The sequence below is a fragment of the Agrobacterium sp. genome (assembly GCF_032092815.1).
Lineage (GTDB): Bacteria > Pseudomonadota > Alphaproteobacteria > Rhizobiales > Rhizobiaceae > Agrobacterium.
Window position 1 is genome coordinate 1 of record NZ_DAMDBP010000022.1, and the last position, 15,423, is coordinate 15,423.

A 15,423-nucleotide genomic window follows, 5' to 3' on the forward strand; every position below is an offset into this window, starting at 1 on the left:
GCATGAGGTTCTCGTCGCTGCTTGAAAGCACCGGGCGGGTTCCAAGGAATGACTGCCCACAAAAAATGAGAAAAAAAGCGGCCGTTTCGGTCGCTTTTTTGTTTTGGGCTATCCGTTTCTGACAGCAGTTTTACCAAGCCCGACGAATTTCAACTTTATAGCGTTGACGCTGTTGGCTAAAAGTATGGGTAGATTTTGGTGAAAGCCAAAGGTCATGGTCGCTGCCAAGCTGCCGGAAACAGTATTTGATATCGTATCGTGAATGAGGCTGTTTTTATGAAAACCTCGCGGAATGTCATTCGCATCTCGCGCCATGGAGGCGTGATTGCCCAGGGCCGGCGATCCGTCCCCGAAGAGGTGCCGATTGCCTTTTCCTATGGTGGCTCCACCCATGCTGTCATGATGGGGACACCCGCTGATCTGGAAGACTTCGCGGTTGGTTTTAGTCTGACCGAAGGCATCATACGAGATATGTCCGAGGTGGTCGATATCGAAATCCTCGAGGCTGGAAGTGGTTTCGACGTTCAGGTGATGCTGGGCGACAATCAGGCAGATGCCTTGCGCGCGCGTCGCCGCCATATGGCCGGGCCGGTTGGCTGCGGCTTGTGCGGTATCGAGTCCATCGAGCAGGCCATTCGCCCGGTTCCCGACGTGTCGTCGGTCCGCCAGGACGTGTCTTTCGGCGATATTGTCGCCGTGATCAGATTGCTCTCGGATGGGCAGCAACTGAACCATGAAACCCGTGCCGTTCACGGGGCGGGCTTCTACATTCCTGGAGAAGGCCTCTTGGCGGTGCGTGAGGATGTCGGCCGCCACAACGGTCTCGACAAGCTGGTGGGTGCCGTGCTGCGGGCTGGTCGTCGTGGACATGAGGGCGTTGTTGCGGTGACAAGCCGGATTTCGGTGGAGATGGTGCAGAAGGCGGCCATTCTTGGCAGCCCTGTATTGCTGGCAATTTCAGCGCCGACAGCGCTTGCCATTGAAACGGCAGAGCAGGCCGGCGTGACATTGGTGGCGCTTGTGCGCGGTGAGGATTTCGAAGTTTTCACCCACCCGCACCGGATCATCGGTATCTCTGCCGACGCGGAAATTGTGTCCTGATTTTGATTTTCGCGTCGGCTCTGCTATTCGTCACCTTTAAGCTTACAGCGGATGTCGCAGGAGAGTGATGTGCAACACGAAGTGATTCCAAAGCCGCAGGCCGCGGCTCAAGAATCGGATTTCGGACCGTGGCTTGCCAAGGCATCTATCCTGGTGGTGGACGATGAGCCGGGCATGCGCAATTTCCTTGTGCGCACGTTGGAAAACCGCGTCAAATTCATTGATGAGGCGGCGGATACGGTCGAGGCGAGCCGCAAGCTGGATGAGCGCCATTTCGACATCGTCATTCTCGACAATATCATGCCGAAAAAGACCGGCCTCGAATGGCTGGCCGAGCAGCGGTCTATCGGGCTTTATGCCGAAACAATCCTGATGACTGCCTATGCTGATCTCGATACGGCCATTCAGGCGATCCGCGCTGGTGCCGCCGACTTTGTGTTGAAGCCGTTCCGCTCAAACCAGATCCTCAACGCAATTTCACGCGCACTGGACCGTATCCAGTTGCAGCGGGAAAACTTTGCGCTGAAATATGAATTGCGGGCAGCCTCTGACCATATCTATCTGCGGGACCGGATATTCGGCAGTTCTGCAACCATCCAGCAAACCCGCGAGATGATCAGCCGTGTTGCACCACTGCCGACGTCAGTGTTGCTGACGGGTGAGTCCGGAACGGGCAAGGAAGTGCTGGCACGATCCCTTCATGAGCTTTCAGACAGGGCCGGCAAGCCGTTTGTACCACTCAATTGCGCGGCTATCCCCGCTGACATGCTGGAAACCGAGCTGTTCGGTCATGTGAAAGGTGCATTTACCGGCGCGGAGTCACGCCGGGAAGGCCTGTTCCTGCACGCACAGGGCGGAACGCTGTTTCTGGATGAAATTGGCGAAATGCCGGTGTCATTGCAGAGCAAATTGCTGCGTGTCATCGAAGATCGAAAGGTGCGCCCGGTCGGTTCTGAACGCGAAGTGCCGATTGATATCCGTTTTGTGTTTGCTACCAATGCCGATCTTGCCAAGGATGTCGAAAAAGGTCGCTTCCGGGCAGATCTCTATTACCGCATCAATGTCATGCAGGTTCATCTTGCACCATTGCGTGAGCGGGAACGTGATGTCCTGGAACTGACTGATCTGTTCATGAACAAGCTGTCGCGACAGCTGGGCATGCCACCCGTACCAGTGGACGACGCGATCAAGGCCGCGCTGCTGGGTTATAACTGGCCTGGCAATGTGCGTGAGCTTCGCAATCTGATTGAGCGGACATTGATCCTGGGGCGCTTTCCTGCGGATCTGCGTGGCGGAATATCGGCACCCGCCAGCAACATCACATTGGAAGAGGTGGAGCGTCGGCATATATTGAGCGTGCTGGATGAGGTGGCAGGCAACCGCGATGAGGCGGCAAAACGGCTTGGCATTTCCCGCAAGACAATCGACCGCAAGCTGACATCCTGGCATGGTTGATCAGGAACCTGCAGCAAAAATCCTGCGCCCGGTTCGCTCCGTTCGCGTCAAATTGCTGGCCATCGCCCTTTTGCCGACTTTGGTGATCCTGCCCTTGTTGCTGGGCGTCACCATGGTGCGCTGGGGGACCAAGTTCGATTCTCTGTTGATCTCCAAGGTGCATGGTGACCTGACAATTGCGCATCAGTATCTTTCAACCATTCTTGAAAATACCGGCGAGCGGATTGAATCCATTGCCACCTCGGCCCGTCTGCAGGATGTGCTGCAAGATGATACGGTCAAGCGACTGGGTGGGTATCTGGAAGAAAGCCGCCAGAAACTCGGGCTCGATTTCCTGTTCATCATTGATGGCGAGGGACGGGTGACGGCAAGTGCTGGCACGGAGGTGTCACGTGTGCGGGTCAACTGGCCGGTCCGTGCCAAGGCATTGCAAGGCAAGTCTGCCTATGCGTTTGATATTTTCTCCAATGATGAGCTGGGTGATATTTCGGCTGCTCTGGCGCAACGCGCACGTTTGGAGCTGGTGAATCCGCAGAGTTCTGGTCATGCTGAACAGCTATGGGAAACGCGTGGTCTTGCCATTCATGCTGCCAGCCCGATTGATCTTGCCTCCGGTCGACGGCTTGCGCTGGTGGGCGGGCAGCTTCTCAACCAGAACCTCGAATTCATCGATACGATCAATGAGCTGGTCTACAAGGAGGCAAGCCTGCCGGAAGGCAGCCAAGGCACGGCAACGCTGTTTCTGGATGACGTTCGTATCAGTACCAATGTCCGACTGTTCGAAGGGAAAAGAGCGCTTGGTACGCAGGTCTCCAATGCTGTGAAAACTGCCGTGTTGGATGAGGGGCGTGTCTGGCTTGACAGCGCCTTCGTGGTCAATGACTGGTATGTCTCCGCCTATGAGCCGCTGGTCGACAGTTACGGTAACCGGGCTGGCATGTTGTATGTCGGTTTTCTGGAGGCGCCTTTCGCCCGGGCCAAATATGAAACCGTGGCTGCGGTCATTATCGCCTTTCTGGCGATAACCCTGATGAGCATTCCTGTGTTTCTGCGCTGGGCGCGCAGCATCTTCAAACCGCTGGAGCGGATGACACAGACCATTGCCAGAGTGGACGAAGGTGATCTTGGGGCGCGTACCGGGCTGCCGGCCACCCATGATGAGATCGGACAGGTGGCTGTTCATCTGGATGACCTTCTGCAGCGCTTGCAGGAACGTGAAGGTGAATTGCGTGCCTGGAACGAGGAGCTGAATGTGCGTGTTGAAGAGCGCACACGAGAGCTGCAACTGGCCAACCATCAGTTGGAAGCAACCACAAAACAGCTTGTCCTGTCGGAGAAGCTGGCAACGGTCGGTGAGATTACCGCTGGCGTGGCGCATGAAATCAACAATCCGATTGCTGTCATTCAGGGAAATCTGGAAGTTGCCCGCCATTTGATTGGCGAAAAGGCAGAGCTTGCGAAAACCGAGTTCAGGCTGATTGACGAGCAAGTCGAGCGCATCAGCCGTATCGTGACAAAGTTGCTGCAGTTCGCCCGGCCCGAAGAGTTTGCCGGATATGTCGAGCGGCACGATCCCGCCCATATCATGTCTGATACGATGCCGCTCGTGCAGCATGTTCTCAATCGCAGTGGCATCACTGTTATCCGGGAAGACGATGTCAGCAGGCTTGTGCTGATGAACCGCACCGAGTTGCAGCAGGTGCTGGTCAACCTGATTGTCAATGCCGCGCACGCCATGCCGCAGGGCGGAACGTTGCGGTTGGGATGCCATGATGCAAGCCGGGATGACAGAAACGGTGTCACCCTGACTGTTGCAGACACCGGCGTCGGTATGGATGAAGATGTGCTGCTGCGTATTTTCGAGCCGTTCTTCACCACAAAGCGGCAGGATGGCACGGGGCTTGGTCTTTCCGTTAGCCAGATGCTGGTGGTCCGTCAGGGCGGCATTATCACCGCTGAAAGCACACCCGGCACGGGAACCGTGTTTACGGTATGGCTGCCTGAAGCGCAGTAAATAACCGATTTGCCGCGCACCGCGCGGGTGCGCGCTTTGCCGCACCTTTTGGACAATTTGTCGCATTGCCTCGGACATTTTGTCCGAACTGTGGCGGAATTTTATTCTAATTACTTGTTATTTAATGGTTTTAATTTTGGCACGATGTTTGCATTTGTCAAAACGCAATTCGGAACAAGCGGACAGGGTGGGTTTTAGGAGAGGCCACTTATGCCGCATCAGGCTCAATGTTTGTGACGCCAGAGCCTGGTGACTGTCTCGTGTTGGCTCCGTCTTTTCAGAGCCGCTCAGGACTGCCGAGCAAATGACAACAACCGTATTCGCCTGGCTTCGAACCGGGTCGAATGGAGGAAACACATGACTGCTACGAACGACGCGTTCACAGGCGCAGTGGCCGATGCTGGCTTTCTGGACCGTGAACGCATTATCGCAAAGCCGGGCTTTAACCGCTGGATGGTTCCGCCTGCTGCTCTCGCCATCCACCTTTGCATCGGCATGGCATACGGCTTTTCCGTATTCTGGCTGCCGCTGACCAAGGCGATTGGCATCAACCAATCCGTTGTCTGCTCGGACATGGGTCTGGCGACTGCTCTTTTCACCACGAGCTGTGACTGGCGCGTTAGCGACCTCGGCTGGATCTACACACTGTTCTTTGTTCTGCTGGGTTGCTCGGCTGCGATCTGGGGCGGTTGGCTTGAGCGCGCTGGCCCGCGCAAGGCCGGTTTTGTGTCCGCACTTTGCTGGTGCGGTGGCATGACCATTGCTGCCATCGGCATCATGACTCACCAGCTCTGGCTGATGTGGTTCGGCGCCGGTGTCATCGGCGGTATCGGTCTTGGTCTTGGCTATATTTCGCCTGTTTCCACCCTGATCAAGTGGTTCCCTGACCGTCGCGGCATGGCGACCGGTATGGCAATCATGGGCTTTGGTGGCGGTGCGATGATCGGTGCGCCGTTGGCCGATGCGCTGATGCGCCATTTCCGCAGCGATGTTTCCATCGGTGTATGGGAAACCTTCCTCGTCATGGCTGCGATCTACTTCGTATTCATGATGGCTGGTGCCTTCGGATATCGCATTCCGCCAGCGGGCTGGAAGCCTGAGGGTTGGACAGCGCCTGCTGCAAAAAGCTCGATGATCACCACCCGTCACGTTCACCTGAAGAACGCACACAAGACAAAGCAGTTCTGGATGATCTGGCTGGTATTGTGCTTGAACGTTTCTGCCGGTATTGGCGTGCTTGGCATGGCGTCTCCGATGCTGCAGGAAATCTTTGCCGGTTCATTGATCGGTCTTCCTGACGTCAAGTTCTCTGACCTGAACGCGGAACAACTCGCGTCGATCGCAGCGATTGCTGCCGGTTTCACAGGCTTGCTGTCGGTGTTCAACATTGGAGGCCGTTTCGTATGGGCGTCCATGTCTGACCGCATTGGTCGCAAGGCAACCTACTTCACGTTCTTTGCTCTTGGCATTGTTCTCTATGCCTCTGCTCCATGGGCTGCGGGTCTCGGCAACAAGGCGCTGTTCGTGGCCATGTTCTGCATCATCGTGTCGATGTATGGCGGTGGTTTTGCAACGGTTCCAGCTTACCTCGCCGATATCTTTGGTACCCAGTTCGTGGGTGCGATCCACGGACGTCTTCTGACCGCCTGGGCAACTGCCGGGATCATCGGTCCTGTGGTTGTGAATTACATCCGTGAAGCACAGATCGCGGCTGGTATTCCACGCGCCCAGGTTTACGACTTCACCATGTATATCCTGGCAGGCATGCTGGCACTTGGCCTTATCGCCAACCTGCTGGTCAAACCATTGGATGCCAAGTGGTACATGTCAGATGAAGAAGTTGCAGCGCTGCAGGCCAAGACCAAGGCTGTCGACAGCGGTCCGTCCGGTTCGTTCGGCATTGGCAAGGGCGGCTTTGACGCCAAGGCATTGATTGCCTGGGCAGTTGTTGGCGTTCCGATCGTCTGGGGTATCTGGATCACCCTGCAGAAGACCTTCGTGCTCTTCATGTAAAAAAGAGGCGGCCTTCGGGCCGCCTTTTTGCTTTAATGGAATCGTGTTGATTTCAGAATTCGGTCCACTGATCGGCTGGTTCTGCCGGCATGGCTGATGTCGCATGGCGAATGCTGGCAACCATCTTGTGCACCGGTGATGCCACTGGTTGATGCCGGGCAACGACGGCATGTGGCGCTGGCATCTCGTAGGCCTGGGTCGTCCCCACCCGGAACTGGGTGAGCAATTCGCGCAGAATTTCCGATTCCCGTGCCAGGCCGTGGCTTGCTGCGGTGGTTTCTTCAACCATGGCAGCGTTTTTCTGGGTGGCCTGGTCCATCATGTTGACGGCCTGGTTGATTTCCGCAAGGCCATTTGCCTGCTCGCGTGCCGCCTCTACGATGGCCGACACATTGACATGGATCTGATCAACCTGTCCGGCGATTTCGCGCAGCACACCACCGGTTTGGCCGACAAGTTCCACCCCGTTGGCTACATGGTCCCCGGAGGTGTTGATCAGGTTCTTGATTTCCTTGGCAGCGCTGGCAGAGCGTTGCGCCAGTTCGCGCACTTCCTGTGCGACCACCGCAAAGCCTTTACCGGCTTCTCCGGCACGAGCGGCCTCCACACCGGCATTCAGCGCCAACAGGTTTGTCTGGAAGGCAATATCGTCAATAACACCGATAATGTTGGTGATTTCCTTAGAGGAGCGGGAAATCTCATCCATGGCACCAATCGCCTTGTCGACGATGGCACCAGAACGTTCGGCATTGTTTTTGGTCGAGGTGACCAGCTTGCCAGCGTCATCGGCGCGCAGACTCGAATCCTTGACAGTGGTGGTGATTTCCTCAAGCGCTGCCGCTGTTTGCTCGAGTGACGCCGCCTGCTGTTCGGTGCGTTGTGCTAATTGATCGGCAGCACTGCGGATTTCGGCTGAACCGGAGGCAATGGTCGTGGCATTGTGGGCAATGGTCTGCATGGTGACGCGCAGTTTGCCGATGACTTCGTTGAAGTCGTGACGTACTTTTTCCATGCTGGGCACAAAGGCTGTATCGAGGTTTTGCGACAGTTCACCGTCGGCCAGCGCTCTTAATCCTTCACCAAGTGCGGTAATCGCACTCATGCGCGGTGTAACATCGGTGGCGAACTTGACCACTTTGGCGACAGTTCCCTTGTCATCGAAAATCGGATTATAGGCCGCCTGTATCCAGACTTCCTTGCCACCCTTGCCGAAACGAACGAACTCATCGGCGATGAATTCCCCTTTGGCCAGGCGCTGCCAGAACTGGTCATAATCGGCCGTTGCGGCGTAGTTTGGTTCACAAAACACACGGTGGTGTTTTCCAATAATCTCCGAGAGATCGTAACCCAATGTCTTGCAGAAGTTTTCGTTGGCGGTGAGGATTTCTCCGGTCGGTGTAAATTCGATAACCGCCTGTGATTTGGAAATGGCGCTCAGCTTGCTGGCATCTTCAACCGCTTTCTGTTTGATCGCGGTGACATCTGTTGCCAGCTTGATGACCTTGTAGACCTTTCCGGAACGCATAACCGGGTTGTAAGAGGCCTGTATCCATATTTCGCGCCCGTCTTTGCGAATGCGCTTGTATTCCTTGCTGTCATGTTTTCCGGCTGCAAGGTTGGCCCAGAAGGCCGCATATTCGGCCGAAGCGCCATATTCCGGTTCGCAAAACAGACGGTGGTGCTTGCCAACGATCTCGTTCAGTTCATAGCCCAGCGCTTTGCAAAAGTTTTCGTTGGCATTGAGAATTACGCCGTTTGCAGTGAACTCAATCACGGCCTGCGATCTGGATATGGCATCAACGATATTTCTGGCATCACCGATTTTATGCAGGCCGAGCATTTTGTCCTCCCGGATACAGCGTAACGTGTGAGCTTTACTTACGCTTAGCAAAGTTATCGCGATTCATTCGCTTGAGAGGGAGAATAGTCATCAATCTCCTAATGAAGTAATTAGAACATTAGAATATTAAAATGTAATTGATACATTTCTGCTTTAAACTCTTTTTGCTAGGGAAAGAATGACGGTTATTTAGACTGCTGTGCACAAACAAAAACCGCCGCGAACGGGTCGCAGCGGTTTGTCGTCACCGATAGTGAAAAATTGTCTCGCTCACAGTGTAAGGTGGAGCGTGCAGCATTGCCTTATGCAGCCAGATCTTCGATCTCGTTACCCTTGAACATCTTGGCGAGGTTCAGGAAGCAGATCATGCCATTTTCGTTGGCGATGATGCCTTCGGAGAAGGACTTGTCGAAAGAGGCGGATACTTCCGGAACCGGCTGTACCTGATTGGCAGGGATTGTCAGAATGTCGGAGACCCGGTCAACCAGCATGCCGATGACCATGTTGTGCACTTCTGCAACCACGATGGCGCTGCGCTCATTGGCAACAGTGCTCTTCATGCCAAGTTTGTATGCGAGATCGATGATTGGAATAACCGAACCACGCAGGTTCATGACCCCAATCACATCAGCCGGTGCGTGAGGGATCGGTGTGCATGGTGCCCAGCCGCGAATTTCGCGGATCGTGGTGGTTTTTACACAGAATTCCTGATCATGCAGACGGAACGCAATGATTTCCAAAGTGTCGCTGCCGAAGTTCGTAGAATTAATGGTTGCCATCAGAATTCTTCCCAATCTTGCTGTACCTGCGCCAGAGCAAGAGAGCCATTTGTTCTGGCTGTCGGAGTGACAACCGTTCCACGCGCTCTTGATGCCAAGGGCTGCACATCCCCTTTCACATGAACCTTTGTAACGTGAGAGTCTTGCGTAAATCTAAATTGTCTTAGCAAATTACGTAAAGATTCTGCTTCTTTTGCCAGACCATGGCTGGCAGCGCTGGTTTCTTCCACCACTGCGGCATTCTGCTGGGTGTCGGCATCAATGGAATTGACGGCAGAATTGATCTCTTTCAGACCCGTTGCCTGCTCACGGGCGGTTTCGATCATCGCCGCGACATTTTCATTGATCTCGGCAACCTGGCTGACAATCAGCGCCAGCGATTTTCCGGTTTCGTCAACCAATGATACGCCATTGGCAACCTGCTCGGTCGACTTGGTAATCAGCGCCTTGATTTCCTTGGCTGCGTTGGCGGAACGCTGCGCCAGTTCGCGCACTTCCTGTGCGACAACCGCAAAGCCTTTGCCTGCCTCACCAGCACGGGCGGCCTCCACGCCGGCATTCAGCGCCAGGAGGTTTGTCTGGAAGGCGATCTCGTCGATCACGCCGATAATGCTGCTGATTTCCCTCGAGGACTGCTCAATGCCATCCATGGCCGAAATGGCGTTGTTGACCACGGCGCCGGACAGTTCAGCGCCGCTTTTGGCTTTGGCCACCAGATGGCCCGCCTCTTCGGCGCGGCGGCTGTTGTCGGCAACGGTTTGTGTCATCTCTTCAAGCGCAGCCGCAGTCTGTTCGACGGATGCTGCCTGCTTTTCGGTTCGCTCCGCCAGGGCGCTCGAGGCTTTGCTAACCTCACTCGAGGCGCTGGCAATACCAGTCGCGTTGTCTGAAACCACTTTCATGGCGTCGCGCAGTTTGGCGATCGAACCGTTGAAGTCTGTCCGCAGCTTGTCGAGGGCTGGTATGAACGGTGTGTTGAGCTGTGCTGTCAGGTCGCCATGGGCAAGGTTTGTCAATCCGTCGGCAATTTCATTCACGGCACGCACACGTTCTGTGACGTCAGTGGCGAATTTGACAATCTTGAAGACATTGCCCTCTTCATCAAGAATCGGGTTATAGGACGCCTGGATCCAGACAGGTCGACCGCCCTTGCCAATCCGCTTGAATTCCTGCGCTATGAATTCGCCTGCAGCCAGTTTTTTCCAGAACTGGGCGTAATCTGCGCTGTCACGGAACGAGGCTTCACAGAACATGCTGTGATGTTTGCCTTTGATCTCATCCAGCGTGTAGCCAAGGCAGTTCAGGAAATTGTGGTTGGCGGTAATGATCTGCCCGGTGGTGGTAAATTCGATAACCGCCTGTGCGCGGGAAATCGCATTGATCTTGCCGGCATCTTCGGCCGCTTTCAGCTTGGCTTCGGTGATGACAGTTGCGATCTTGATGACGCTCTGAACTTTGCCGCCCATGATGACAGGATTATAGGACGCCTGGATCCATACTTCTGCCCCGCCCTTGCCAATCCGCTTGTATTGTCTGGCGTCAGACTTACCATTCGCAAGATCTGACCAGAATTTCCGGTAGTCCTGAGACGCCGTGTACTTGGGATCGCAAAAGATGCTGTGATGTTTGCCAATGATCTCATTGGCCGAGTAACCAAGTGCGCGACAGAAGTTATCGTTTGCGGACAGTATCTTCCCGGATGGATCAAATTCGATCATCGCCTGAGTCCGGCCAAGGGCAGTCAAAACTGCTTTTGCATGCGATCCCGGAAATAATGACAAGCTCATGGGTTGCTCCCGTCTCCGTGAGGCGTTGTACAGTCAAAATCCCGAGCTGTTTCGATGCATTCGCAGAAACATCAGGATTTGTTGTTGTTGTTGAGTGTTATTCCTGCTCATGCGTCATCAACTGATGATTTACTGTACAAAATCATCATTAAAAAATTATAAATAATAATAATTTGGTGTTTTTGACGTTGTTTATATTTGTTATATTATGAAATCATAAAAACAAATATAAGTAATACATAAGCAATCAATATTCTTTTTCGTAGAATATACCGGCAGCACCGCCACCATCTGCGCCTGCTTCTCCGCGTAGTTTCACGCCTTTGCCAACATCCAGATTGATCACTGCCTTTGCACCGGAACTGCCACTTTGTTCCAGTTCAAGATAGGTTCTATCATTGATGTATTTGCCAGCTGATACTTTCGCATCGCCCTTTTCATCTGTCGAAATATCCAGATCGTCGACGCCGAGATTGCTGCGCAGGCTGTTGAACAGTGAGGTGGAGCGGCCACCGGCAAGTTGGCTCGCAGCATCCGCAAGGCGTGCGATCTGAAGAGCAGACAATTTGGACATTGACTGGCCGAAGATAAGCTGTGCCAGCACCTCGTCTTGCGGCAAGGCAGGAGACGAAGAGAAGGTAATAGCCGGGTCGTTGGCAAGGCCGGATACGGAGACGGTGATGGTGGTTGAGCCGGAGGCTGAATCGGCTGCCATATCGAGAACTGGCACCAGGCCACCACCAAAAGTGATGTTACCGGTGGTGAAATCCAGTCGCTTGGTCAGGACTTCCAATCGGCCGCGTTTCATAGTGAAACCGCCTGATACGACAGGATCAGCCGCTGTGCCGCGCACTGTCAGGTTACCTGTCAGTTCGGCATCAACGCCGCGACCACGCACGAAAATGCCGTTCGGTGCCTGGATGTTCAGATCAAGGCCAATGGTGGAACTGCTGCCATTGGATTCATCCGACTGCATGCTACTGACCTGTTTTCTCACGGCAGGTGGCGCATTGCGATGTTTGATGTCGATGGCGGTCAGTGAAGCCGGCAGGCGCTCAGGGATGGTAATGGCGCTCCTATCCAGCGTCAGTGTACCTGCCAGTACTGGATTGGCCAGCAGTGCGCCTTTCATGGTCAACGTGCCACTGACAATGGTCGTGACCAGCGTGCCGTCATTATATGCGGCACGGTCCAGCACAATCGACAAGTCAGCCGGGAAGTTGGAGGCAGGTGTGATACCGACCGAACCGGAGGCCGAGATCGTGCCACCGGCTGCGAGCCTGCCCGACAATCTTGAAATGACGGCACGGTCGCGGTCAAAGGTGATTGTCGCACCCAAATTGTTGACGGTGAGGTTTCTTCGTACATCGGTCAGCTGCGTACCATCGGTTGAAATCGTGCCGGTTATCGATGGGGCCGCAGCTGTGCCTGAAATGTTGAGGTCGATATTGGCGCTGCCGGTAATAGAAAGACCCTGTTGAGCGGTCTGTGCGGCAACAGCCGCGAACGGCAGATTGCCTTTGAATTGCAGTGACAGCGGCTGGTTGCCCGAAATACCAAGCGACCCGCCACCATTCAAGGAAAGGCCGCCTTGGCCAGATAGGCCGGTGGTGATTTTCAGCAAATTGTCGGCAAAAGATCCGTTCGCCTTGATGCTGAGCGGTGCGAGACCTGCGGCGCGTGTCTGGCTAACAACGGCGTTGTTCCAGCTCAGATCATAACTGACGGACGGGTTGGCCGCAGCACCTTTGGCTGTGACTGTGCCAGAAATATCGCCTGAAGCGTCGAGGCCGTCCGCAAATGCATTGGCAAGATTTGCCGGCAGCGAGCGGATGACGGCGTTGATATCAAGGTTAGATCCGGCGGAACCATTGACTTCAATACGGCCATTGCCGGTCTGTATTGTCAGTCCGTTGATCTGGGCCGTACCGTTCTCAACTGCGATGTTGGTAGGCTGCGCCAGCTTGACGGCGATGCCGCGCGGTGCTGCCGAGAAGTTTCTGATGGCAACCATGAGAGGCTGTTTGCCAGTATCGACGCTGCCGGATGCTGTAAGCGGTGCGTTATCGTAACGTGCATTGAGATCAAAACCCGTCGCCGTGCCGGCTTGGGTGATGTCGAGCTTGAGACCGCTGATGGTGTTGGTGCCGGCATTGATCGTCTGTGCAGTCAGTGTTCCCTGCGCGGCAAGCGCGTTCAGATCGGTGACGGCGATATCGGCTGCGAGGTCTGAAATGCCATTCGTACCCTGGCTCAGTGACTTGCTGTTGGCTTTCAGAGTGATTGCCGTCGTTGTCGCGTTGCTGTTGAAGACAGCTGAACCCTTCAGGTCACCTGCTGCCTGTTGTGCTGCAAGTGCGGCCAGTAGCGACACATCAGGAAAATCAAACGCCAAGGTGCCGTTGGGTTGGAAAGTTGGTGTAAAACGAAGGTCGCCCGTCAGGCTGTTGGGGCCAATATCGACACGCAGCGAGGGAAGGGCGGTTCCATTCTGGTCCTGTACCAGAGCCGCTTTTGCTTCGATCGGCTGGCCGTCAAGTGTGCCGCTGGCGGCAATCTCTGCTTGCGGCGCTGCGGGATCTGCCTTACCGCTTGCGGACAATGCAAATGCTTCAAGCGAACGGCCAGCCATTGTGGCGCGGGCCGAATTCAGGCTGGCCTTGAAATCCGGTGTAGCAAGCGGTCCTGTTGCTTCGACCGCAAAGCCGGCAGCACCCTGCGCATTGGCCAGCAGTTTTTCGAGTGCAAGAAAACGTCCGCCAAGCTTGGCCTGCAAAGTGCCATTGTCGAGCAGCAGATCGCCGTTGGCTTCCACGAGATCGGAGCGAAGGACAAGGTTTTCGAGGCTTGTCTTGCCGCCGATGACGGCGTTGACATATCCCTCTACCGCAATGGTCTTTTCGAATTTTTCAGCCAATGCCTCCGGCAGGATTTGCGGAACCGCAAACAGGCGCAGGTTTGCCGACACTGTCTTGCTGTCAAAGGTGTAGGTGCCACTTGTCGTGCCACCAATGCTGGCGCTTTCCAGTGTTGCAGCCTCGAAACCGAGGGCGGTTGGCGAAAGACGCAGCGGTGCCTTGAGCTTGGCGGGTGCCTTGACAAGCCTGTCGAGATCGGGACTGATCAGTGATGACCCGTCAATCGACACCGTGGTGTCAATCGCGCCGGTCAGCGCGGTAAGATTGAGATCCTGGCTGGTGGCCGAGAGTTTGACGCCATCGACGCGACCTTGCGGAATTTCTGCCGAGCGCAAGGCGGCTGCGACATTCAATGCTGCGGCCTGCGCATTGCCGCGTAACGAGATATCGGCGCCATCGATCAGCAGCCGTGCCTGGCCGCCATCCATAGGCAGGCGAAAATCAACCGGGCCATTGGTGCCAATCAGGTTGGCACTCAGATCATTCATGCCCTGCGGATCAACCGTGCCGGAGGCCGCCAGAAGCAAAGCGCCGGTGGTCAGGTTTCCGGTCTGGATGTCGATGCGGCCGTTCGGATCGAGAACGATGTTGAAATCAATCTGCGTCTCGCCGTTAAAAAGCTGGCGGTACAGTGGTGGTAACAGCATGTCGGGCTGGCCACCACCGGTCAGAACGATCCGACGTTCGCCGCTGTCTGCCAGCTTGTGCTGGCCATTGATGTTCAGAATGCGATTGCCGTCGACAGCGCCCAGGAGTTGGCCGCTCCAGTCAGACAATGGGCCCTTGCCATCAACATCAAGCGAGACGGCAGGAGTGCCGGGAAGCGCGAGCAGATTTGCCAGAATGCCGCCCTGCGGTTCGCTCAGATTGGCTTTGAGCTGCAGCACGTTCTGGTTCGGAACATAGGTGAAATCGGCGGTGATGCCAGCCTGTGGAACATCCTTGCGATTGATGGCAATGCTGGCCGCCATATCCGTAGAGGAAGCCTTGGCATTGCCACCGGCAGTCAGTTCAAATGCGCGACCGGCAAGCTGTTCACCAAGCTTGATGTCGTCAAAGGCCAGCTTTTTGATGTCGATAGAAATCGGTAGAGAAAAGCCGCTGCTTTCGCTTGTCGATGGCTGTTCGGACGGCAGGGGTGTGCGATCAAATTCAATCGTGCTGGCTGATACGAGGTCGGCACGGAATGTGCCGGTCAACAAGGCCATAGGCGACCAGTCGACAGCAATGCCATTGATACGGGCATAAGCGCCGTTCCGGTCGGACAACACCACGCTTTCAAGGCGCAGCTTCCCTGTCAGCAAACCCAGTGGCGGAGAAATTTCCACCTTCTGGTCAGCACTGGAGGCCAGCGATGAAATCTGGTGAGCGGCAAACTTGGCACCCGACGCGGTAAAGCCGATGAAACAAACAAACAGCGCAAGAAACAGCACAAGCCCGGCGGTGATGTAAACGATCCATTTCAGAGGCTGGAACAATGTCTTCATGGTGGTGTTTGTGCCTTGTTTCAGACTGA

General features: G+C 55.2%; 8 protein-coding genes. 4 read left to right on the forward strand and 4 right to left on the reverse strand.

Annotated features, from left to right (window positions below):
- Positions 1-276 precede the first annotated feature (276 nt).
- From fdhD to RT613_RS14205, 4 genes are all read left to right on the forward strand, one after another.
- Positions 277-1,101, forward strand: coding sequence for a formate dehydrogenase accessory sulfurtransferase FdhD (gene fdhD, locus RT613_RS14190; RefSeq protein WP_313616281.1), 825 nt, complete (start codon positions 277-279; stop codon positions 1,099-1,101).
- A 69-nt stretch (positions 1,102-1,170) separates the two neighbouring features.
- Positions 1,171-2,556 carry a sigma-54 dependent transcriptional regulator gene (locus RT613_RS14195; protein ID WP_313616283.1) on the forward strand — a complete coding sequence of 462 codons (1,386 nt, stop codon included), beginning with the start codon at positions 1,171-1,173 and terminating at the stop codon, positions 2,554-2,556.
- Positions 2,549-4,570, forward strand: coding sequence for a cache domain-containing protein (locus tag RT613_RS14200; protein WP_313616285.1), 2,022 nt, complete (start codon positions 2,549-2,551; stop codon positions 4,568-4,570). The genes RT613_RS14195 and RT613_RS14200 overlap by 8 nt, the downstream gene beginning before the upstream one ends.
- Positions 4,571-4,927: 357 nt before the next feature.
- Positions 4,928-6,583, forward strand: a complete 1,656-nt coding sequence (locus tag RT613_RS14205; protein ID WP_313616287.1) for an OFA family MFS transporter — start codon at positions 4,928-4,930, stop codon at positions 6,581-6,583.
- 52 nt (positions 6,584-6,635) lie between these two features.
- Here RT613_RS14205 and RT613_RS14210 read toward each other — a convergent pair whose 3' ends face one another.
- From RT613_RS14210 to RT613_RS14225, 4 genes are all read right to left on the reverse strand, one after another.
- On the reverse strand, positions 6,636-8,423 hold the full coding sequence (locus tag RT613_RS14210; protein WP_313616289.1) for a PAS domain-containing methyl-accepting chemotaxis protein: 1,788 nt from the start codon (positions 8,421-8,423) through the stop codon (positions 6,636-6,638).
- Positions 8,424-8,725: 302 nt separating this feature from the next.
- Positions 8,726-9,202 carry a chemotaxis protein CheW gene (locus RT613_RS14215; protein WP_313616291.1) on the reverse strand — a complete coding sequence of 159 codons (477 nt, stop codon included), beginning with the start codon at positions 9,200-9,202 and terminating at the stop codon, positions 8,726-8,728.
- Positions 9,202-10,989: a PAS domain-containing methyl-accepting chemotaxis protein gene (locus RT613_RS14220; protein WP_313616292.1), complete on the reverse strand. Its 1,788-nt coding sequence runs from the start codon at positions 10,987-10,989 to the stop codon at positions 9,202-9,204. The genes RT613_RS14215 and RT613_RS14220 overlap by 1 nt, the downstream gene beginning before the upstream one ends.
- Before the next feature lie 247 nt (positions 10,990-11,236).
- Positions 11,237-15,394, reverse strand: a complete 4,158-nt coding sequence (locus RT613_RS14225; RefSeq protein WP_313616367.1) for a translocation/assembly module TamB domain-containing protein — start codon at positions 15,392-15,394, stop codon at positions 11,237-11,239.
- Positions 15,395-15,423 lie beyond the last annotated feature (29 nt).